Genomic DNA, 18,944 nt, shown 5'->3' on the forward strand with positions numbered 1-18,944 from the left:
GGCCCGGGCCTCGGCCTCGTCGAGCAGCCCGGCGAGCCGGACCGGGTCGCCGGACCGGCTGCGGAACATCTTGCCGTCCGGGCCGAGGATCGAGCCGAAGGCGACATGCTCGGCGTGCACGCCCTCCGGCAGCCAGCCCGCCGCCCGGGCGACCGCGAAGACCATGGCGAAGTGGGTCCGCTGGGGCGCCCCGACGACGTACAGGAGCCGGGTCGCGCCGAGGTGCCCCGTGCGGTACCTCAGGGCGGCGAGGTCGGTGGTCGCGTACCCGTACCCTCCGTCGCTCTTGCGGACGATCAGCGGGGCGCTGTCCCGCCCGAGCGGGAAGGCGCACAGGGCACCGTCGCTTTCCACGAGCAGACCCTTGGCGGTCAGCTCCTCGACGACCTCGGCCAGCCACGGCTGGTAGCTGCTCTCCCCGGCGAAGTCACCGTCGGTGAGGGTCACCCCGAGTCTCTCGTACGCGGTCAGGAAGTCCCGCCTCGACTCGGTGACCAGCCGCTCCCACCAGCCCAGCGTCTCGGCGTCCCCGGACTGCAGCAGCACGACCCGCTGCTGTGCCCGCCGCTTGAAGCCGGCGTCCGTGTCGAACCTGGCCCGGGCCTGTTGATACGAGCAGTCACCGCTGGTGATCACGTGCTCGATCAGCATGCCGAACGACGTGCCCCAGTCGCCGAGGTGATTCGCCCGGACCACGTCGTGCCCGAGCCACTCGAGCACCCGCACCAGCGCGTCCCCGATGACGGTCGGCCGGAGGTGACCGACCGTGAGCTCCTTGGCGGCGTTCGGCCCGGAGTAGTCGACCAGGACCGTCTCCCGCTGCTCGGTCTGCGGCACGCCCAGCCGGGGATCCCGCGCCACCTCGGTCGCCGCGGCGGCCAGCACGGCGTCGCTGATCGTGAAGTTGACGAAGCCGGGGCCGGAGACCTCCGCCGTGGCCAGGCCGGCCAGGTCGGCCCGGGCGACCACGTCGGCGGCGATCTCCCGCGGCGCTTTCCGCCGCACCCGGGCCAGCGCGAGGGCGGCTCCGGACTGGAAGTCGGCGTGCGGCGAGCGCCGGACGGCCGGCTCCTCGAGAACATCGGTGAGCCGGGTGGACAGGAGTGCTTCGAGATTCATGGGAACCCGTTCGGAAGAGAGAGCGGGTCCCGTCCGGCGGCAACCCGCCGGAATGAGGACGCGTGTCAGCGCAACCGGGCGGAAAAAGTCCGGCGTCGCTCGCGGTTGACGCTGATCACGACCGCAGCATAACGGGACAGCGGCCGCCGGGGCGAGGAGAATTGACGGGGTGAAGAAGCTGATCAATGCCCCCGGCGACGTGGTCGCCGAGGCCCTCGACGGGCTCACCCGCACCAGCGCCGGCATCGCCCGGCTGGCCGGCTCCACCACGGCCGTACGCTCCGACATCGCGCAGGTCGTCGCCGCCGGCCGGGTGACCGTGCTCTCCGGGGGCGGCGCCGGCCACGAGCCGGCCCACGCCGGATACGTCGGCGCGGGCATGCTGACCGCCGCCGTGGCGGGCGAGGTCTTCACGTCGCCGTCGGTCGACGCGGTCCTCGACGGCATCCGCGCGATCGCCTCCCCCGGCGGCGTGCTGCTGATCGTCAAGAACTACACCGGCGACCGGCTCAACTTCGGCCTCGCCGCCGAACTGGCCCGCACCGAGGGCCTGGCGGTGGAGACCGTGGTCGTCGCCGACGACGTGGCGCTGGACACCGCCTCGCGCACGGGCCGCCGCGGCATCGCGGGCACGGTCCTGGTGCACAAGGTCGCGGGCGCCGCCGCCGAGGCGGGACTGCCGCTGGCCGAGGTCGCCCGGCTCGCCCGCCGCGCCGCGGACGCCGCCGGCTCGATGGGCCTGGCGCTGAGCCCGTGCACGGTCCCGGCCGCCGGGCAGCCCGGCTTCCTGCTCGGCCCGGACGAGGCCGAGTGGGGCCTGGGCATCCACGGCGAGCCCGGCGTCGAGCGCGGCACCCTGCCCGCCGCCGCCGACGTGGCCGAGCGCCTGATCGCCACGATCGCCGACGACCGCGGCATCGGCTCCGGCGACTCCGTCGCGCTGCTGGTCAACGGCCTGGGTGCGACGCCCCCGATGGAGCTGACCGTGATGGCCGACGCGGCGGCGCGCGTGCTCCGCAAGCGCGGGATCACGCCCGTACGCACGTGGGCGGGCACCTTCCTGTCCGCCCTCGACATGGCCGGGGTGTCGATCAGCCTGCTCCCGGTCGACGACGAGCTGCTGCCCCTGCTCGACGCGCCCACCGCGGCGCCGGCCTGGCCCGCCACCGTGTCCACCCCGGAGGGCGCCGTGCTGGCCGCCCCGCCCGCGGTGGCCGTGGAGACCGGCACCCTGCCCGCGACCGATCCGGTCCGGCGCGCCCTCGAGGCCGTCGCCGAGACCCTGATCTCGCACCGCGACGAGCTGACCGCCATGGACCGCGAGGTCGGCGACGGCGACCTGGGCATCAGCCTGGCCCGGGGCGCGGCCGCCCTCCTCGCCGAGTGCCCCGGTTACCCCGGCGAGCAGGGCCCGGCCGCGGTGCTGCGCGCGGCCTCCGCCACCGTACGCCGCAGCGTGGGCGGCACCTCCGGCCCGCTCTACGCGATCCTGCTGCTCCGCGCGGCCGCCGCGATCGAGGCCACCGGCTCCTGGGCCGAGGCCCTGCGCGCGGGCACGGAGGGCGTCCGCGAGGCCGGCGGCGCCGCCCCGGGCGACCGCACGATGATCGACGCCCTCGACCCGGCGTCCCGGGCGGCCACGGTGGAGGAGGCAGCAGCCGCCGCCCGGGCGGGCGCCGCGGCGACGGCCGACCTGACCGCCTCGCTCGGCCGCTCCAGCTACCTGGGCAACCGGGTGCTCGGCCACCCCGATCCGGGCGCGCACGCGGTCGCCCTCTGGCTCGCGGCGGTGGCGGCTACGCTGCGCGGATGACGTGGGACTCCCCCTCCGGGGACGTCCGGGATCATGACAGGGTACGACGTGCCTTCGTCACCGCCCGGCGGACGACGTCCCCGGTGGTGGCGACGTCCGGTGCCGACAGCTGAAGCACCGTGACCATGACCAGGACGGCGCCGAGCCGCACCGTCACGACGTGCGCATAGAGGTTCAGTCCCGTGCTTCCGTAGGTGGCGGTCATGCGGAAGGCCGCCGTCTCGTCGCCGGTCGCGGGCACGGACAGCTGCCCCAGCCGCATGGTGAGCCGGGTTCCGTCCGGCCCCTCGACGGAGAACTCGGCGCACTCGCCGGGTGCGGCGCGCAGGGCGGCCATCGCTCCGGTCGCGTCGGGCACGCTCCGCGCCGACACCAGCAGCTCGGCGACGAACGGTCCGGTCATCCCGCCCTGGAACACCGCGGTGGCGCTGGGGCTGCCCTCCGACGAGGGGGCGGGCGACGCACCACAACCCTCGAGACCGGTCGTGCCCCCGGCCATCGGGACGGCTCCGGCAGGCGCCGCGGAGAAATCGCCGGGGAGTTCCGCCGCTTCCAGCAGAGCGGAGCGCAGCTCGGCTTCCGTCCAGGTACGCGCCTTGCCCGGCGCGGTGGCCGAGGGTGCTGGTGGCGCCGTCGGGGGTGGCTGCGGGGGATCAAGAAGGCCACACCCGGCCAGCATCGTGGCGACGAGCGTCACTCCGGTGATTCTCAGCAGTGTGCTGGTCATGCTCTTCCCCTCAGGATGGTGGCGCAGTACTGGAGGGCTGCGGTCATCCCGGCCGCGCTGCGCTGCACCTCACGCAGCTGCAAGGCGTCACGGGCACCCGAACCGAACGCCCGCAGGGTGGCGTCGTCGCTGGACAGGACGAGGGACGTGGCCGACGCCAGCCGGACCGCGAACTCGTCGGCCACCACGTCGGACGGCGCGACCGGGGACCCGAGTGTGGTCACCAGGCGGCTGCAGACCGTGGCCACGGGCACGCCGGTCGTGCCCGTACCCGCGAGGATCCGGTCGACCCGCGCCGGGTCGTAGTCGCCGCGGACCGTGGAGACCTGCGGCACCGACCACTCGCCGAGGCTCAGCCCGCCGACTGCGGCAGCGCACAGGACCAGCGGCAGCATCCGGGCGACTTGGCCGGCGGCGCCGGGACGGCGCACGTGCCGACCGGCGACTGTCCGGCTGACCGCCGAGCGCAGCAGGCTGCCGAGCAGCGCGGCGGGCAGCGACACGATGACCAGTGCCGCGTACAGGGCCGTTGTCATGAGCCCGAGCGCGGGATAGGCGGGGCCGTCGTTCACCGGGCCCCCGGCCAGTCCGATCACGAGCTCGGTGAAGGTCCGCGACTGCGGCGACGCGGCCGCGATGTGCTGGAGCGCCGTCACCAGGAGCCCCGCGGCGGCGGGCAGCGCACAGGAGCCGGCCGCGGCCAGGGCCACCGCCGAACGCCGCGGGCCGCCTGCCCATGCGCCGAGGGCCAACCCGCCAAGGGCCCCGCAGACGAGCGCAGGCAGGAGCAGGAGCAGGGCGCTGTGGGCAGCCGCGGAGCCGGGCACCAGCGGCCCCGACCGCAGCGCGTCCAGCGAGGACCGCAACGCGGGATACGCCGGGCGCACGATCAACCAGTAGCCGAGGATCACCCCGGCAGCCGTGCCGTACACCGCGGGCAGCGGCCAGGCCGGCACGCTCGCGTTGCCGGGCGGCGGTGCGCCGGGATCCCGCCAGTACGCATGGCGGCGGCGATCCGCCCGCCAGATCGCCAACGGGTAGGCGAAGGTCCACACCAGGGACAGCACCAGGACCGGGTTGAGCGCGGTGGACAGCAGCAGCACCGTGAGCGCCGCGGGGGTCTGTCCCGCACCGCGTAGCAGGTCCTGCAGCTGGAACCAGAACGCGAGCCAGGCTGCGGCCGTGACCGCGGACTGCGCCACCGCGAAGCGGTACGCCCGGACGGGATGCCCGGTCGTCGCCAGCCACTGCCGCGCGACGAACCGGTTCCAGGCCAAGTGCCCGAAGCACCCGGCCAGCAGCAGTCCAGCGGTCGCCAGGCCGAGCACCGGGTTCGCGGTGAGCACCGCCCGCCAGCCGCCGACCTCGGCGAGATCGGGTACGAAGAGCTGTCCAGCCAGCACTCCCCCGGCCAGCGCGAGGGCCGCCGGTGCCAGCGGTGCGCGCCGGTCGTGGGCCAGGTCCCACAGGGTCGCCCGCCAGATCGAGCCGGTCATGACGGCGGCTCCCAGCCCGCCGAAGAGCACCCCGCACAACCAGCCGCGCAGGTGGACGCTGCCGGGCAGCAGCAGCGTCGACAGGTAGTACGTGGGGGTGTACGCCAGGCCCACGAGCGCGCCGAGGGCGGCCGCCGCCGCGGTGTCCAGGCGGAAGAGATGCGGGCCACCGCGGATGGTGTCGATCCGGGTGGCGGTCGCCGGGTGGTAGAGATGCTGCCGCGACCACGGGGACGGGGACGGCCGGCTCTCGAGCTCGGCGATCAGGCCGGTCTCGTCCTCCCTGGTCCGCACCGCGGCCACGTCGGCGTAGCACTCGCGGATCCGGAACACCCCGGCGCGGATGACGAAGAGGAGCAGCAGCAGGCCGCCCACCCGCCACGCGAAGCCGGGCAGGAGCGCCGGCTCCCGGACCGCGACGATCAGCAGCGGCAGCAGAGCGGCGGGGAGGAAGGACCACCACACCGCAACGGCCAGGTACGTCAGGTCGACGTCGCGGTTGCGGATGTGCGCCGTTTCGTGGGCGAGCAGCGCTCGGAAGCGCTCGCGATGCTCCTCGGGCGTGGCGTCCCGTCGCTGAATCGCGCGCAGGCTGACCACGATCCCGTGCCGCCCGAACCGGCCGAACGCGTGTGCCGGGCTGCCCCGGGACGCGAGATCCACCAGGACCTCCGGCCGGGGGGTGGTGTCCGGCAAGGCGGCACGCACGGCATCGCGCACCTCGGGGGTGAGCACGGGGCTGTCGAGCGGGGTGCGGCCCCGGCGGACGAGGCGCGGGGCGACCAGGTAGCCCGCGACCGTGAGCAGGAGGAAACCGGCGAGCGCGAGGGCGACCAGGACGGCTTCCCGCAGGCTCGCGTGGCGCAGGCAGCCCGCGTACCAGTCGATCAGCACGTCGGGCGGCACCGCGCCGGTCACGCCACGGGCGGTCCGCGCGCATCCGCCGGGCGCCTCGCTGATCGCGGCCAGGTGCCCCGCCAGCCAGGCGTAGATGTGCACGGCGCCGGCCAGGGTCGCGATCACGAGGAGCAGGAAGCGGCTGAAGGTCGCCGGCGGCAGGGCCAGCGGGTCGAGGCGAGCCGCCCGGACGGGCTCAGTCCCCATCGGACTGCTCGCCCGGGGCGGCGACGAGCATCTCGGCGATCAGGCGCGCCATGATCTCGGCCTGGTGCTCGGTCAATCCGCTCAGCAGCGCGAGCTCGTGACAGCGCAGCGCCACACGCGCAGCCTGTTCCTCGTCGAGGCGGGGCAGGACGGCTCGCGGATCGGCCGGGTGCGCGATCGAGCGCGCAACGGCCCGGCGACGGCGCATGCGGCCCAGCAGACTCCTGGTGCCGCGGCCGGCCCAGTCCGTCAGCACCTCGGTGGAGACCGCGTTGAGGATCACCACGACGACGGGGGCGACTGCTGCCGCCACGGCCGACGGGTCGAATCCGGTCGGACGGGGCCCGGACCGCGGCGGGTAGAGCACGTCGCGGGTGATGCGGCGCCGGGTCGCGGCGTCGTGCCGGAAGCCCGCGCTGATGATCGGCAACGACTCGAGCTCGGCGGGCGCGAGCCGGCCGACCAGCGCGCGAGCGGCCGCCTCGACGGTGAACGCCTCGGACATGGCTTCCTCTTTCATCGGGTCGGAACGGCGGTGGGCGCCGAGGCGGTGAGTGGCCGCAGCTCCTGGTCGGTCAGGCCGGCCAGGGTCTGCCCGATGACGAGCGCGGTCCGGTCCTCCGCCAGGCCGTCGAAATGCACCGGCGTGGCCTGCGGGAAGCCGGCCACCCAGGTCGCCGGGACTGCGACCGTCGTACTGGGCACCAGGAGCCGGATGTCGTCGACGCGGTGGTCCCGCAGCAGGCCGACACCGTCCGGAGCGCTTGCCGGCAGGTCGACGATCGCCGCGTCGGACAACAGCGCCACGACCACACGGCACCGGGTCGCCCGGAACTCAGCGGCGCGGGCGAGCATCGGGTCCAGCAGCGTGTCCCGTCCGTCCTGGACCACGGGCGCGGCCGTCGTGCCCGGCAGCTCACCCACGGCCACCGGCCGCAGCCGGACCTGTGCCTCGAGGGCGAAGTCGACGACCGCGATCTCGTCGTCCGCCCGCAGGTTGCGCGGTGCCCAGCTCAGCAACTGCACCAGGGCGGCATCCCGGGCGGTGGTGTAGTCGCGCATGGAGCCCGAGACGTCCAGACCGATGATCAGCCGCAGGCACTCGGCGCTGCGCGGCCCGGCCAGCTGGTAACCGCGCAGGACGGCCGGCGCCGGCGCCGGGCCGGCGGCCGGCGCGGCGGCGGGTGGCTCCTCGCGGTCCGGCCAGGAGACCACGAGCAGCCCGGCGAGCAGGACCAGGAGCAGCAGGGGCAGCAGCGACCGCCACCGGCCGGTGGTGCGGGCCAGGGCCGGGCGGGGGCTCAGGCCGGGTGCCGGCCGCAGGGAGTCAGGCATCGTCGTCCCCCACGGTCAGACCGCTGGGCTGACGGGCATGGTGCCCGTTGACCGGGGCGGGCGGGGTCTGCGCACCCGTCGGCGTGTTCCCGGCGAGGGGCAGGATCGGGACGGGCGGCGAGGCCTCGGTCGCCGGGTGGCCGTGCAGGTCCCGCCGCATGGCCTCGATCAGCTCACCGAGCCGGTCGGGGTCACGGGGGCGCAGCCGGTCCAGGGCGTCGACGGCGTCGCGCAGCACCCGCGTCGGCCCGATGCCGAGCGGACCGCCGAACAGCCGCAGCAGGGTGGTGTCCGGCACTGCCAGGGTCATCCGGCCGTGGCGGTCCGGCGCGGGCGCGGGAGCGGCGTGACCGGTCCTGGGCTGACCGATCGCGGCGGCGACGGGCGGGGCGCCGGTGCGCGACCGGGAGTCGGCGATCAGCAGGCCCCCGACGGTCGTCACCCGCTCGGCGGTGTCCAGCGCGGCCTGCGTACGCGCCCGGGTGCTCAGCCAGGCGTCCACGTGCGCGTAGTTCCGGGTGATCGCCGCCCGCGCGGCCTTCTCCAGGTCCGCGGACCGCAGCCGGGTCTGCTGCCGGATCTCGGAGGGCAGGAAGATCCTGGCCACCATGTCGCCCAGCAGGATCACCGCGAAGATCACCGCCATCGGGCCGGCCGGGATCTCCACCGTGCCCAGCGGCGCCGACTCCCCGAAGCGGAAGTAGACGAGCGTGGTCACCCCGACGACGGCGAGCACGGCGACCACGGCGGCCGCCACCGCGCCGATCCGCTCGCGGCGCCCGGTTCCCGGGTGATTCATGATCGCGCGATGGCCCAGGGCGCCGAGGACGCGGGCGGCCAGCAGACCGGCGACCGGTACGGCCAGGGCCAGCAACACAGCGGAGAGCCGCGACGGGTCCAGCAGCGAGGCCCGCGGGCTGACCCCGAACGCGAACACCCCGTACCAGAAGAAGAACTCGACGACGACGAACACGATCTCGACGGCGAGCAGCACCCGGGCGGAGACGAGGGCGACATGCGGGTCGAAGTCCTCGCTGAAGCCGGCCCGCCGGGTGCGGTCCGGACGGGACGACTCGGCCGGGGCCTCCGCTTCGGCGGCCCGGCGGCGGCGGTGCGCGGCCCAGCGCGGATCCACCGTCAGCTCCTGCAGCCGCTGCCAGGCGAGGTCCGCCTCGCGAGCGGCACGGACGAGGCCGCGCAGTTGGCGCACGACCCGCCGGACCAGCTTGCGGTCGCCGGCCGCGAGGGTCTGGTCGACGTCGACGAGGACCCCGATCTCGCCGTGGCTGAAGACGCCGGGCGAGGCAGGCGGTTCCGTGCTCTCCCGCTCGAGGATCCGCCGGCGGCGCGCTTCGACCGGGCGGCCGCCGAGCAGGGCGAGGAAACGATCCAGCAGCCGGGAGCTCATGCGTGACACCCCCGGACACCGAGGTGGACGACGACCCGGCGGTTCCGCGCGGCGGCGGCCAGATCGTGGCCGCCCCCGGTCCACTCGTCCGCCGCGGGACGCGTGGCGCCGTAGCCGGCAGCGGTCAGCCGCGACTCGTCGACGCCCAGCTCGGCGAGGGCCCGGGCGACCGTACGCGCACGGCTCTCCGACAGCCGCTGTCTCCCCGCCGCGGTGCCGAAGTCCGCGGTGTGCCCGCCGATCTCGGCGACCCAGTCGGGATGTCCGGCCAGCGCATCGGCCACCTGGCGCAGCACGGCATCGCTCCGGTCGCCGAGGTCCGCACTGTCGGGGGCGAACAGCATCGCCGCGGGGATGGTGTAGCTGTCGCCGCACGCCCAGACCGCCTTCGCGGCGTCCGGCAGCTTGACGTCGTCGGCGGGGAGGCCGGCCGGCGCCCCGACGGGCTCCGCCGCCCGGTCGTCGAACGTGACCTTGGCCTTGGCACTGCCCAGGACCTGCTGCCAGAGCTGCCGGAGGGACGTGCGCAGCGCCTGGCGCAACGGCTTGGTGGAGTCGCCCAGTCCCGCCCAGACGACGGTCCGGCCGGCGAGTGTGTCCGGGAGCGAGCCGGCGGCCCGCAGCTTCGCCGCCACCGCGGCCGGATCGGCGTCGAACCCGACGTCGTCGAGATCGAAGTCGCCGGCGTTGCTCAGCCCGTCGGAGAGCACCGCGATGGTCGCCGGATCCTCCCGGCTGGCGGCGGCGAGGGCGTCGATCGGTGCGCTGCCCGGGGCGGCGGGCAGCATGTCAGCGGCGTGCGCCCACTGCTCGACGCAGTCCAGGACAATCCTGCGAGCGGCGTCGCCGGCCTGCGAGTCGTCGTCCGGCCGGGGGTTCAGCGGGACGAATCGGGCGACCGCGGCGCGCTCACCGGCACCGCGCACCGGCACGAGAGCGAGCCGGTGCCGGTCCTGCTGCGCCCGGGCGAGCACTTCGGTGATCGCCGGCGGCAGCCCGGTCGCGACGGCCGAGGCGGTGTTGTCCACGACCAGTGCGGTGGTGCCCTGGTAGTCGCCGGCGCCCTGCCCGGCCTTGGTGCAGTCCTCGGCCGACGGTTGTCCCGCCGCTCCGCCGTTGCCGCCGCTGGGGCAGCCGGCAAGTCCGATCAGGACCAGAGGGGCGCACACGAGCGCCAGAAGCGCACGCCGCCTCGTGGAAGAGAGGAAGGGGGGAAACATGAGGGGTGTCACCTCGCGTCGGATCGGTGCGGCGGTGAGTTCCGCCGGTGAGTCCAGCCAACGCGTCGGGGGACGTTCGCTGGGCGACGAGCGAAAACAATTCGCCGCCACCCCATTGACCAGGTGAAATGTGTCGGAGGACGCAGATCTTGAGCGAACGTCAGAGGGCCGCGATCCGGCGCCGCACCTCGTCCGCTTCCGCATCGCGACCCTGCTGCCCGAGGAGCACGGCGGCCCGCGTCCACTCCGTCCGGGCATCCTCCGCCCGCCCGGGCAGGTCCGCGAGCACCTCACCGAGCCGGATCAGCGTGTTCACCTCCGACGAGACGTTCCGCAGCCTCCGGTAGAGCGCGACCGCGGCTCGGTAGCGCTCCTCGGCTTCCGCCGGATCGCCGGCTGCGGCAGCCGCTATGCCGAGGCTGTCGAGCGCCGCCGCCTGCCCTGGTTCGTTGTCCAGGTCGCTGTGCAGCCGCAGCGCTTCGAGGGAGTGCCCGCGCGCCGCGCCCGGTTCCCCGGCCAGGGCGTGGGTCTCACCCAGCGCGTTCAGCGCCACCGCGATCCACACCGGGTCGCCCAGCTCGCGGAAGAGGTGCAGCGAATGCTGGGCATGATGCAGCTTGGCCGTGCTGTCGTCGTCCGGCGTGCCGAGGTGCAGCGCCCGGTGGGTCTGCGCGAGGTTGGCGACGTCACCGGCCTGCTCGAAGAAGTCCAGGGCGGCCCGGAGCAGGGCCAGCGCTTCCTCGGTCCGGCCGGAACGGGCCAGGATGTTACCGAGGCAGAGCCGGGCGAGCGCGGCGGCATGCGGCTCGCCCGAGCGCGTCGCGGCGGCCAGGCCCCGGCGCCAGGCCCGTTCGTGCGCATTCACCATGCCGCGGCGGTAGTGGTAGTCGTCCAGGCTCCAGGCCAGCTGCCAGACCTCGGCGTCCCAGCGCTGCGCGTCGGCGTACTCCTGCAGGGCCGTCAGCGTCGCGTAGCGGGTGTCGAACCAGTCCATCGCGTCGCCGTCCGGGCGCTGCGCGATGACCCCGGCGCTCGGACCGTCCAGGGTGATCGCCGGGCGGTGCGGGCTGAGCTGCAGCTGACCGGCGTGCGCGCCGGCGAGTAGGGAGGCCGCGAGCCGTCGCCTGCCCGCCGCCTGCTCCACCGGCGACAGCTCCTCCACGGCCCGGCGCGCCGCGAAGGACCAGAGCAGGTCGTGCATCCGGAACCGGTCCCGGGCCGGCTGCTCCAGCAGACTCTTGCGCACCAGCGCCTGCAGCAGCTCGGCCGTCTCGACGGCCGGCCGGCTCAGCAGGCTGGCCGCCCCCGCGAGGTCCACCTCCACACCCGGGCACAGACCCAGTGCCAGGAAGGCCGAACGTACGCCGGAGGAGAACCTGTTGAACTCCGACCAGAAGATGTGCCGGAGGTCCGCCGACTCGCCGGAGTTACTCATGACGTCGACCGGCGAGGGGGCGTCGCGGTAGTAGGCCACCACCTCGCTGAGCGGCCACTTCGCCTGGATCACGGCCTGCGCCCGCACGATGCTCAGCGCCAGTGGCAGGCCCGCGCAGATCGCGAGCAGCTCGGCGAGGGAGTCCGGCTCCGCCGCGGCCCGGGCGGCGACCGGCCCGGCCACCAGCAGCTTGCGGGACTCGGCATCGGTCAGGGCGCCGAGCTGCATGGCGCCGGCGGTGTGACCCACCAGCAGGTCGGTCAGGTGGTTGCGGCTCGTCACGACGACGGCGCTCGGGCCGTCCGGCAGCAGTTGCTCGATCTGCGCCACCTCGGCCACGTTGTCGAGCACCACCAGCAACCGGCGGCCACGGGTGACGTCCTGGTAGAGCAGGACCTGATCGTCGACATCCTCCGGCACCGCCCCGGGGGCGACGCCGAGCGCCCGCAGGAAGCGCGGGAGCACCTCTCCCGGCCCGGCCGGCTCGGCGTTGTCGGTGAACCCGCGCAGGTCGGCGTAGAGCTGGCCGCCGGGGAACTTCGCGAGATGCAGATGGGCCCAGTGCAGCACGAACCAGGTCTTGCCGACCCCGCCGAGCCCGCTGACCCGGGTGACCGACGGCTTCGGGGCGCCGCGATGCAGCAGCCCGGCCAGCGCGGACAGCACGCTGAGATCCTCGGAGCGGCCGACGAAGCCGGGTGGCGCCGGCTTGAGCAGATGCGGGACCCGGGCCGGACCGGGCGTCTCCTCGGCGACGGCCTGGGCGCGCTCGGCCAGCCGCACGATCCGCTCGACCTCGTGCCCGGTCGCGCCCATGGCCCTGGCGAACGCCTCGGCGGTCGCCGGCGTCGGCGTGCGCTTGCCGTTGAGCACGTTGCTGAGGTGGCCCGCGGACGTCATGCCCGCCCGGTCCGCGACCTTCCGCAGCGTCAGCGACTTGTCGGCCGCGAAGGCCCGTGCCTTGATCTCCCGGAACAGGTCGCGCAGCTGCGCGGCGGGGCTGTCGGTGTCGTACGCGTCGGTCATGACGGTTCCTGACGGACTCGACCGGTGAGTCCGCCGTTCCGGGGTCTGCGGGGAGCCCGTAGTGTCGGTCGGCGTGCCCAGGACACCGAGGATCACCACGCGGAACGCCACCTTCCAGCAATGGGAGGCGCTGCTCGGCAACAGGACGAAGCGGCAGCGGGCCGGCGAGTTCGTCGTGCAGGGGGTGCGGCCGATCTCGCTGGCGGTGGAGTTCGGGTGGGAGATCCGGACGCTGCTGGTGTCCGACGGCGGCGGCCTCTCCCGGTGGGCCCGGGAGGTGACGGAGACGTCCGGGGCGCCGCGCGCGCTGGTCGCGGCCGAGCTGATGGCCGAGCTCGGGGGCAAGGAGGAGGAGGCACCCGAGCTGCTCGCGGTGGTCGCGCTGCCGGGTGACGAGCTTTCCCGCATTCCCGTACGCCCCCAGCAGCTCGTCGTCGTCTTCGACCGCCCCGCCACCCCCGGCAACATCGGCACGCTGCTGCGCTCGGCCGACGCGTTCGGGGCGACCGGGCTGATCGTGACGGGACACGCCGCCGACCCCTACGACCCGCGCAGCGTCCGGGCGAGCACCGGTTCCCTCTTCGCCCTGCCCGTCGTGCGCGTGCCGAGCCATCGGGAGGTGCTCGACTGGGCGGGCGCTCTGGACGTACCGATGCGGATCGTGGGAACCGACGAGCGTGGGCCGGACGACATCGCCGACCACGATCTCACCGGCCCGACCCTGCTCGCCGTCGGCAACGAGACGCACGGCCTGAGCACCGCCTGGCGCGACGCCTGCGACGCGATCGTCCGCATCCCGATCACCGGCGCCGCCAGCTCGCTCAACGCGGCGGCCGCGGGCACGGTCGCCCTCTACGAAGCCGCCCGCCAGCGCAAGCAGCGATGACGCGCGTCACCCGGCTGCCCGCCGAGCGGATCGCCGCCCGGCTGGGACTGACCTACGAGGGTCCCTGCGCCGGCGGCGAGGTCGGCGCGGCCTACGTGCGGCACCCGGACGGGCGGGCGGCAGTGCTCACCGAGGGTACGGCCGCCGCGGCGCCTCTCCTCGCGACGGCCCGCGCCGCCGGGCTGCCCGTCGCCGACTACCAGCTGGTCACCGAGGTCGAGGGCCGGAACGTCGTCGTGCAGTCGCGCCTGCCCGGCAGCCCGCCCACGATCGTCGGCCCGGCGCTCGTGGACCAGATGATCACCCTGAACGAGCGCTGCGCCGGCCTGCTCACGGGCACGGCGTACCCCCAATTCCCGCTGTACCTCCGGGAGAGCGGCCCGGGCTTCTGCCTGCACGAGACGGTCGCCGCCCACTCGCCGCGCGGCGCCGCCCTGCTGGCGTGGGCCGGCTCGCTGGGCGCCGGCGAGCTGCCCGGGGACGACCTGGTGCACGCCGACTACCACCCGGGCAACGTCCTGGCGACCGGCGACCGCATCACCGGCATCGTGGACTGGGACAACGCCGGCCGCGGCGACCGGCGCCTCGGCCTGGTCACGCTGCGGTACGACCTCGAGCTGCGCACCCCGGCCCTGGCCGCCGGGCTCGACGCGCGGCTGCGGGCCGCCGTACCTCCGGAGGTGTTGCGCCTCTGCTGGGCCCACATGGGCATCCGCCTCGTCGACTGGGCGATCCGCCACCACGGCCCCGCCGACGTCGAGCGCTGGCTGACCGTCGCCGAGTCCGGCTACGACATCTAAGATCGGCGATGTGTCGCTGACCCTGGACGAGGCCCGCGCGCGGGCTGCCATGCTGGCCGACGTCTCGTACGACCTGGCGCTCGACGTGACCTCGCCGGAGTCCTTCCGCAGCCGGGTGACCGTGCGGTTCCGCACCACGGGCGCAGCGGCTGTTCGCGTGCTTCGCGGCCGGCGCGCCAACGGGATTTTCGGGCTTGGTCGCCGTACGGGATCGTCAGGAGGCTGGAGCTCAGCTCTGACGGAGCGAGCCTGCCTACCGGGACAAGGTGGCTGACCAGCTGGCGAGAAGTTTGAGCCGGTCCTCAGATGCGGTGCCGGGTTCAGCGGTGTAGGTGACCAGGTTGTGCACGGCCCGGCCGGGCAACGGCAGGTCGAGGTCCTGGAAGATCAGTTCCAGGTAGCCGGCCTTGGGGTGCTGGAGCTGCTTGATGCCGTCGTGGCGGATCAGGACGTCGTGCGCGGCCCATCGGTCACGGAAGTCGACGCTGAGGGTGGACAGCTCGCCGATGAGGTCGCGCAGCGCCCGGTCGCGGGGCTCGCGGGCAGCCTCGGCGCGCAGCAGGGCGGCGGTGGCATTGCCGGCGGCGTCCCATTCGACGAAGAAGTCGTGTGCGCCGGGGTCGAGGAAGATGTAGCGGGCGATGTTGGGGCGCCCCCGCTGGTCGATGGTCGTGCTGGCGAATATCGGCGCCCACAGGGCCCGGGCCAGGGCGTTGGCCGCGATGACGTCCGTGCGGCCGTTGCGCACGAAAGCCGAGGACGTGGTCATGGAATCGAGCAGCCATTGGACGCGGGGCGGGATCTCGACGTCCCGGCGACGCGACGGCGTGCGCATTCTGGCGCGCGACGATCGGGCCAGGTCGAACAGGTAGGTGCGTTCGTCGTCGTTCAGTCGCAGGGCGCGGGCGACCGCGTCGAGGACGTCGTCGGACGTGCCGGCAATGTGTCCCTTCTCCAGCCGTGTGTACCACTCCGTGCTCACGCCGGCGAGGACAGCGACCTCCTCGCGCCGCAGCCCGGTGACCCGGCGACGGGCACTGGTGGGCAGGCCGACCTGCGCCGGGGTGATCCTGGCGCGCCGGCCGGCGAGGAAGGCCCGGATCTCGCCGCGATTTCCGGGCTGCTGGTCCATGTCCCTCACCGTATCCGCAGGTCGTGGCCCGAGAGGGGTGGAGGTAATACCCCCATGAACGCGACCTTCTCCAGGGCCGGCCGTCGCGGTCTGCTGGACACATGACGAGCAAAGAACTGACAGTTCCGGCGGTGGCGCTGGGCACATGGGCGTGGGGAGACAGCGGCGCGGCGGGCGACGGCTATTTCGGCAGTCAGCTGACCGAGCCGGGCCTGCGCGAGGTCGTCGAGAAGGCGCACGCGAACGGGTTCACCTTGTGGGACACCGCGGCGGTGTACGGCATGGGCCGTTCGGAGACGGTCCTCGCTCAGGCGTTGAAGGGTTACGCCCGCAGCGAGTACCAGCTGTCGACGAAGTTCACCCCGCAGGCCGCCGGTGATGGCGCCAATCCGGTCGCGGACATGCTGGAGCAGAGTCTCGACCGGTTGGGTGTGGAATACATAGATCTGTACTGGATCCATAACCCCGCCGACGTGGCCCGCTGGACGCCGCTCCTGATTCCGCTGCTGCGGAGCGGCAAGATCAAGCACGTCGGCGTCTCGAACCACAACCTGAAGCAGATCGCTCTTGCCGACCAGATCCTCGGCGAGGCCGGCTACCGCGTGGAGGCGGTCCAGAACCACTACAGCCTCCTGCACCGCAGTTCCGAGCGCGCGGGAATCCTCGACCACTGCCGCGAGCACGACGTACGGTTCTTCTCCTACATGGTGCTCGAACAGGGAGCGCTGACCGGCAGGTACGGGCCGGCCCATCCCATGCCGGCGGGCAGTGACCGCGCGGCGGCGTACAACGACATCCTGCCCAGCCTCCGGGCGCTGACGGACCGGATGCGTGCGATCGGCGCGGCTCGGGGCGCGTCCGCCGCGGATGTCGCCATCGCCTGGGCCTTCGCCAAGGGGACGACCCCGATCATCGGCGTCACGAAGGCGAGTTACCTCGACGGGCTGGTCCGAGCCCACGACATCGAACTCGCCGCCGAACAGATCGCGGAGCTGGAGGCGCTTGCGGACGCCGCGGACGTCGACACCCGCGGCTGGTGGGAACGCGAGATGTAGCAACAGTCAGGGCCCTGACCCCCGGTTACGGAGAAGGCGCTTCGCCGTTCGTCGCCTGCCGTCCTGTCGTCAGCCGAGGCGCAGCTGACCCATCAGCTCGTCGAGCATGGCGATCGGATCGGCCGCCGGGTTGCTGCCGATCCAGGCTCGGGCGGCCGGGTCGACGCAGGCGAGTCCGCGCACGCACATCGGCAGATCCTCATCCCGGTGGGGGGATGCGATTCGCGGCCCGGCGATCCCGTCCGGCGGATCCCGGGCAGCTCACGCCGCGGCGGCCGGGCCCTGGTCAGGTGAAGCTGCGGACGTAGCGCTTCTGCCACGGCGTCTCGACGGCGTGGCGGTCGTAGTGCTCGCGCACCCAGGCGACCGCGGCGGCGGGTGGGACGCCGTCCAGGATGGCGATGCAGGCCAGGGCCGTGCCCGTACGGCCGCGGCCCCCGTGGCAGGCGATCTCCACGCGGGACGTGGCCGCGCGCTCCCAGGCCTCGCGGAAGGTCGCCGCCGCGGCCGCCGGGTCGGTGGGCAGGCGGAAGTCGGGCCAGCGCAGCCACGTGTGGTCCCACGGCACCGGGGGCGGCGGCTTGCCCAGCAGGTAGACGCCGAACTGGGGCAGGTGCCCGGTCGGCATCGCGTGGCGCAGCCCCCGGCCGCGGATGACGCGGCCGGACGGCAGGGTGACGGAGGGGGCGGAGTCCCAGGTCATCCGCGCAGCGTAGCCGCCACCGCCGCGAGCCGGAGGCGGCCGCGGACCCGCCCGGACGGCGGACCGCTCATCGCACGTAGTGCCGCAGCCGGACCGCCTCTCCGCGCGGCCCGGTGAAGTCGGCGGTCGTCGTGTGCGTGTATCGCCACCCGGTGGCTTCGTAGAACGCGACCGCCGAGGAGTCCGGACGGTCGACGACGGCGAGGATCAGCCGCCCGCCGGACCACACGCTCACATGGTCGAGCAGGGCGCTGCCGACCCGCAGCCGCCGGGCCGAGGGCGCCACGAACAGGCGGGTGACCTCCCGGCCGTTCTGCACGGCGACGTGCCCGTCGATGACGCCGGGTGAGCTCTGGGCGACCCACGCCTGGTCGAGCCGCGGGTGGTCCAGCCAGGCCCGCGGATCCGACGGCCACTTCATCGGGTAGCCGCTGGCCAGCCGCACCTCGCGCAGCACGTCGACGCACTGGTCGAGGTCCTCGGGCCGCCGGGCTCGGATGGTCAGGGGCCGGATCGTCAGGTCGCTCACCCGAGCAATCATGAACCCACCGCGCCCGATGTCCCGAAGTGCCGCTGCGCCAGCTCGACGAGCGCGAACAGCGTGTCCCGGCGGTCCTCGGCGTCCATCATCACGGCGACCGCCGTGCCCGAGCCCGGCCAGGCGAACGAGAAGCAGCTGTAGCCGGTGTTCTGCCCGGTGTGCCCGTAGCGTCCGGGGTCGAGCTGGGTGCCCAGGCCGAACCCGCCGGGCACCTGCGGCGTGAGCATCTCCGCGGCCAGGTCCGCCGGGAGCAGGCGGGAGGTGCCGGCGGCGGCGCGGCCGATCTCCAGCTCCAGCCGGACCAGGTCGGCCGGGGTGCTCCACAGCCCGGCCGCGGCCAGCTCCGGCTGCGTGTGCCAGCCACCGGGCACCGGCTTGCCGCCGGCGTGGCCGCGGGCGGCGCGCGCCTGATTCTCGTACGGGAAGCGCTGGTCGAAGCTGCTGTCCGTCATGCCCACCGGCGTCAGCACGAGGTCCGCCATCAGCTCCTCGAACGTGCTCCCTGTCACGTCGGTCAGCAGCTGCTGCAGGACGGCGTAGTGGCTGCCCGAATAGCGGAACGTGGTGCCGGGCGGCAGCTCGCGCCGGGCCGCGGGCGAGTTGGCGGGCGGCTCACCCGTCAGCACCTGCGGCAGCGACGGCACGGGCGCACCCGCGGCGTAGCCGGGGAACCAGTTCTCGGTCAGCCCCGCCGTGTGGGCCAGCACCTGACGGACGGTCACCGTGCCGGTCCCCGGCAGCCGCCAGGCCGACAGGTACGCGTTGACATCGCTGTCGAGCTCGATCGTCCCGTCGGCGACCAGCCGCAGCGCGCCGAACGCGGCGACGTGCTTGCTGATCGAGCAGGCCGGGAACACCAGATCGCCGCCGCCGGTCGCGATGTCGCCGCCGGGGCCACCGACCGCGACACCGACGGTGAGCCCCTCGCCGACGTCCTCGATCAGGGCGTGCCAATCGTCCTCGAACCCCATGGCCGACAAGTATGCCGTCAGCCGCCCAGGCCCGGATCGATGATCCCCGCCGGCGGCCCGGGTGCGACACCCCTGAGGATCCCCGCCGGCACGGCGCCCAGCCGCCGCCCGCCCCTCCGCACAGCCGGAGTCCGGGCAGCTCACTCCACGGCGGCCGGGCTCGTAGAGTGGCG

The 18,944-nt window shown here is 74.2% G+C and carries 17 protein-coding genes; 5 read left to right on the forward strand and 12 right to left on the reverse strand.

The genetic code is table 11. The features are described from left to right. A partial coding sequence (argS, locus tag RBH18_RS36125) for an arginine--tRNA ligase domain-containing protein (protein ID WP_306214994.1) occupies positions 1-1,119 on the reverse strand: 1,119 nt, incomplete at its 3' end. A 169-nt stretch (positions 1,120-1,288) separates the two neighbouring features. On the opposite strand from argS, the gene RBH18_RS36130 reads away from it, so the two are divergent. Then, positions 1,289-2,932 carry a dihydroxyacetone kinase family protein gene (locus RBH18_RS36130; RefSeq protein WP_306214995.1) on the forward strand — a complete coding sequence of 548 codons (1,644 nt, stop codon included), beginning with the start codon at positions 1,289-1,291 and terminating at the stop codon, positions 2,930-2,932. A 31-nt stretch (positions 2,933-2,963) separates the two neighbouring features. On the opposite strand, the gene RBH18_RS36135 is transcribed toward RBH18_RS36130, so the two are convergent. From RBH18_RS36135 to RBH18_RS36165, 7 genes are all read right to left on the reverse strand, one after another. Further along, positions 2,964-3,659: a hypothetical protein gene (locus RBH18_RS36135; RefSeq protein ID WP_306214996.1), complete on the reverse strand. Its 696-nt coding sequence runs from the start codon at positions 3,657-3,659 to the stop codon at positions 2,964-2,966. After that, complete coding sequence (locus tag RBH18_RS36140) at positions 3,656-6,259, reverse strand: M48 family metalloprotease (RefSeq protein ID WP_306214997.1); 2,604 nt, start codon at positions 6,257-6,259, stop codon at positions 3,656-3,658. Before RBH18_RS36140 ends, RBH18_RS36135 begins: the two co-directional genes overlap by 4 nt. After that, positions 6,249-6,764 carry a hypothetical protein gene (locus RBH18_RS36145; RefSeq protein ID WP_306214998.1) on the reverse strand — a complete coding sequence of 172 codons (516 nt, stop codon included), beginning with the start codon at positions 6,762-6,764 and terminating at the stop codon, positions 6,249-6,251. The genes RBH18_RS36140 and RBH18_RS36145 overlap by 11 nt, the downstream gene beginning before the upstream one ends. Positions 6,765-6,775: 11 nt before the next feature. After that, a complete protein-coding gene (locus RBH18_RS36150) occupies positions 6,776-7,594 on the reverse strand; it encodes a vWA domain-containing protein (RefSeq protein WP_306214999.1) in 819 nt (272 codons plus the stop codon). Continuing rightward, positions 7,587-9,002, reverse strand: coding sequence for a hypothetical protein (locus RBH18_RS36155; protein WP_306215000.1), 1,416 nt, complete (start codon positions 9,000-9,002; stop codon positions 7,587-7,589). Before RBH18_RS36155 ends, RBH18_RS36150 begins: the two co-directional genes overlap by 8 nt. Next, positions 8,999-10,171: an OmpA family protein gene (locus RBH18_RS36160; protein ID WP_306215001.1), complete on the reverse strand. Its 1,173-nt coding sequence runs from the start codon at positions 10,169-10,171 to the stop codon at positions 8,999-9,001. The genes RBH18_RS36155 and RBH18_RS36160 overlap by 4 nt, the downstream gene beginning before the upstream one ends. Before the next feature lie 211 nt (positions 10,172-10,382). Next, entirely contained in the window at positions 10,383-12,683 is a 2,301-nt protein-coding gene (locus RBH18_RS36165) for an XRE family transcriptional regulator (RefSeq protein ID WP_306215002.1), read from the reverse strand. A gap of 73 nt (positions 12,684-12,756) precedes the next feature. Here RBH18_RS36165 and RBH18_RS36170 point away from each other — a divergent pair, with 73 nt between their 5' ends. From RBH18_RS36170 to RBH18_RS36180, 3 genes are read left to right on the forward strand one after another with little or no spacing between them, the layout of a single operon-like run. Next, positions 12,757-13,569, forward strand: coding sequence for a TrmH family RNA methyltransferase (locus tag RBH18_RS36170; RefSeq protein ID WP_306215003.1), 813 nt, complete (start codon positions 12,757-12,759; stop codon positions 13,567-13,569). Further along, the gene (locus tag RBH18_RS36175; protein WP_306215004.1) at positions 13,566-14,369 is read left to right on the forward strand and encodes a phosphotransferase; all 804 of its coding nucleotides are present in this window, start codon (positions 13,566-13,568) and stop codon (positions 14,367-14,369) included. Before RBH18_RS36170 ends, RBH18_RS36175 begins: the two co-directional genes overlap by 4 nt. Positions 14,370-14,379: 10 nt before the next feature. Further along, positions 14,380-14,643, forward strand: a complete 264-nt coding sequence (locus RBH18_RS36180) for a hypothetical protein (RefSeq protein ID WP_306215005.1) — start codon at positions 14,380-14,382, stop codon at positions 14,641-14,643. Here the strand turns inward: RBH18_RS36180 and RBH18_RS36185 are convergent. Next, positions 14,623-15,501 (reverse strand): helix-turn-helix domain-containing protein, encoded by an 879-nt coding sequence (locus RBH18_RS36185; RefSeq protein ID WP_306215006.1) that lies wholly within the window; start codon positions 15,499-15,501, stop codon positions 14,623-14,625. The genes RBH18_RS36180 and RBH18_RS36185 overlap by 21 nt on opposite strands. A gap of 101 nt (positions 15,502-15,602) precedes the next feature. On the opposite strand from RBH18_RS36185, the gene RBH18_RS36190 reads away from it, so the two are divergent. Next, a complete protein-coding gene (locus RBH18_RS36190; protein WP_306215007.1) occupies positions 15,603-16,556 on the forward strand; it encodes an aldo/keto reductase in 954 nt (317 codons plus the stop codon). Between the two features lie 286 nt (positions 16,557-16,842). Here RBH18_RS36190 and RBH18_RS36195 read toward each other — a convergent pair whose 3' ends face one another. The 3 genes from RBH18_RS36195 to RBH18_RS36205 form a co-directional block, all read right to left on the reverse strand. Further along, entirely contained in the window at positions 16,843-17,259 is a 417-nt protein-coding gene (locus RBH18_RS36195) for a protein-tyrosine phosphatase family protein (RefSeq protein ID WP_306215008.1), read from the reverse strand. 67 nt (positions 17,260-17,326) lie between these two features. Continuing rightward, positions 17,327-17,788 carry a GNAT family N-acetyltransferase gene (locus RBH18_RS36200; RefSeq protein ID WP_306215009.1) on the reverse strand — a complete coding sequence of 154 codons (462 nt, stop codon included), beginning with the start codon at positions 17,786-17,788 and terminating at the stop codon, positions 17,327-17,329. 8 nt (positions 17,789-17,796) lie between these two features. Then, positions 17,797-18,771, reverse strand: a complete 975-nt coding sequence (locus tag RBH18_RS36205; RefSeq protein ID WP_306215010.1) for a serine hydrolase domain-containing protein — start codon at positions 18,769-18,771, stop codon at positions 17,797-17,799. Positions 18,772-18,944: the final 173 nt, after the last annotated feature.

The organism is Actinoplanes oryzae (assembly GCF_030757795.1).
Taxonomy (GTDB): domain Bacteria; phylum Actinomycetota; class Actinomycetes; order Mycobacteriales; family Micromonosporaceae; genus Actinoplanes.

Excerpts from the sequence above, each read along its gene's own strand:
- RBH18_RS36145 (WP_306214998.1), bottom strand. The coding sequence starts at position 6,764 with ATGTCCGAGGCGTTCACCGTCGAGGCGGCCGCTCGCGCGCTGGTCGGC.
- RBH18_RS36185 (WP_306215006.1), bottom strand. The coding sequence starts at position 15,501 with ATGGACCAGCAGCCCGGAAATCGCGGCGAGATCCGGGCCTTCCTCGCC.
- RBH18_RS36155 (WP_306215000.1), bottom strand. The coding sequence starts at position 9,002 with ATGAGCTCCCGGCTGCTGGATCGTTTCCTCGCCCTGCTCGGCGGCCGC.
- RBH18_RS36165 (WP_306215002.1), bottom strand. The coding sequence starts at position 12,683 with ATGACCGACGCGTACGACACCGACAGCCCCGCCGCGCAGCTGCGCGAC.
- RBH18_RS36135 (WP_306214996.1), bottom strand. The coding sequence starts at position 3,659 with ATGACCAGCACACTGCTGAGAATCACCGGAGTGACGCTCGTCGCCACG.
- RBH18_RS36140 (WP_306214997.1), bottom strand. The coding sequence starts at position 6,259 with ATGGGGACTGAGCCCGTCCGGGCGGCTCGCCTCGACCCGCTGGCCCTG.
- RBH18_RS36195 (WP_306215008.1), bottom strand. The coding sequence starts at position 17,259 with ATGACCTGGGACTCCGCCCCCTCCGTCACCCTGCCGTCCGGCCGCGTC.
- RBH18_RS36190 (WP_306215007.1), top strand. The coding sequence starts at position 15,603 with ATGACGAGCAAAGAACTGACAGTTCCGGCGGTGGCGCTGGGCACATGG.
- RBH18_RS36150 (WP_306214999.1), bottom strand. The coding sequence starts at position 7,594 with ATGCCTGACTCCCTGCGGCCGGCACCCGGCCTGAGCCCCCGCCCGGCC.
- RBH18_RS36175 (WP_306215004.1), top strand. The coding sequence starts at position 13,566 with ATGACGCGCGTCACCCGGCTGCCCGCCGAGCGGATCGCCGCCCGGCTG.
- RBH18_RS36205 (WP_306215010.1), bottom strand. The coding sequence starts at position 18,771 with ATGGGGTTCGAGGACGATTGGCACGCCCTGATCGAGGACGTCGGCGAG.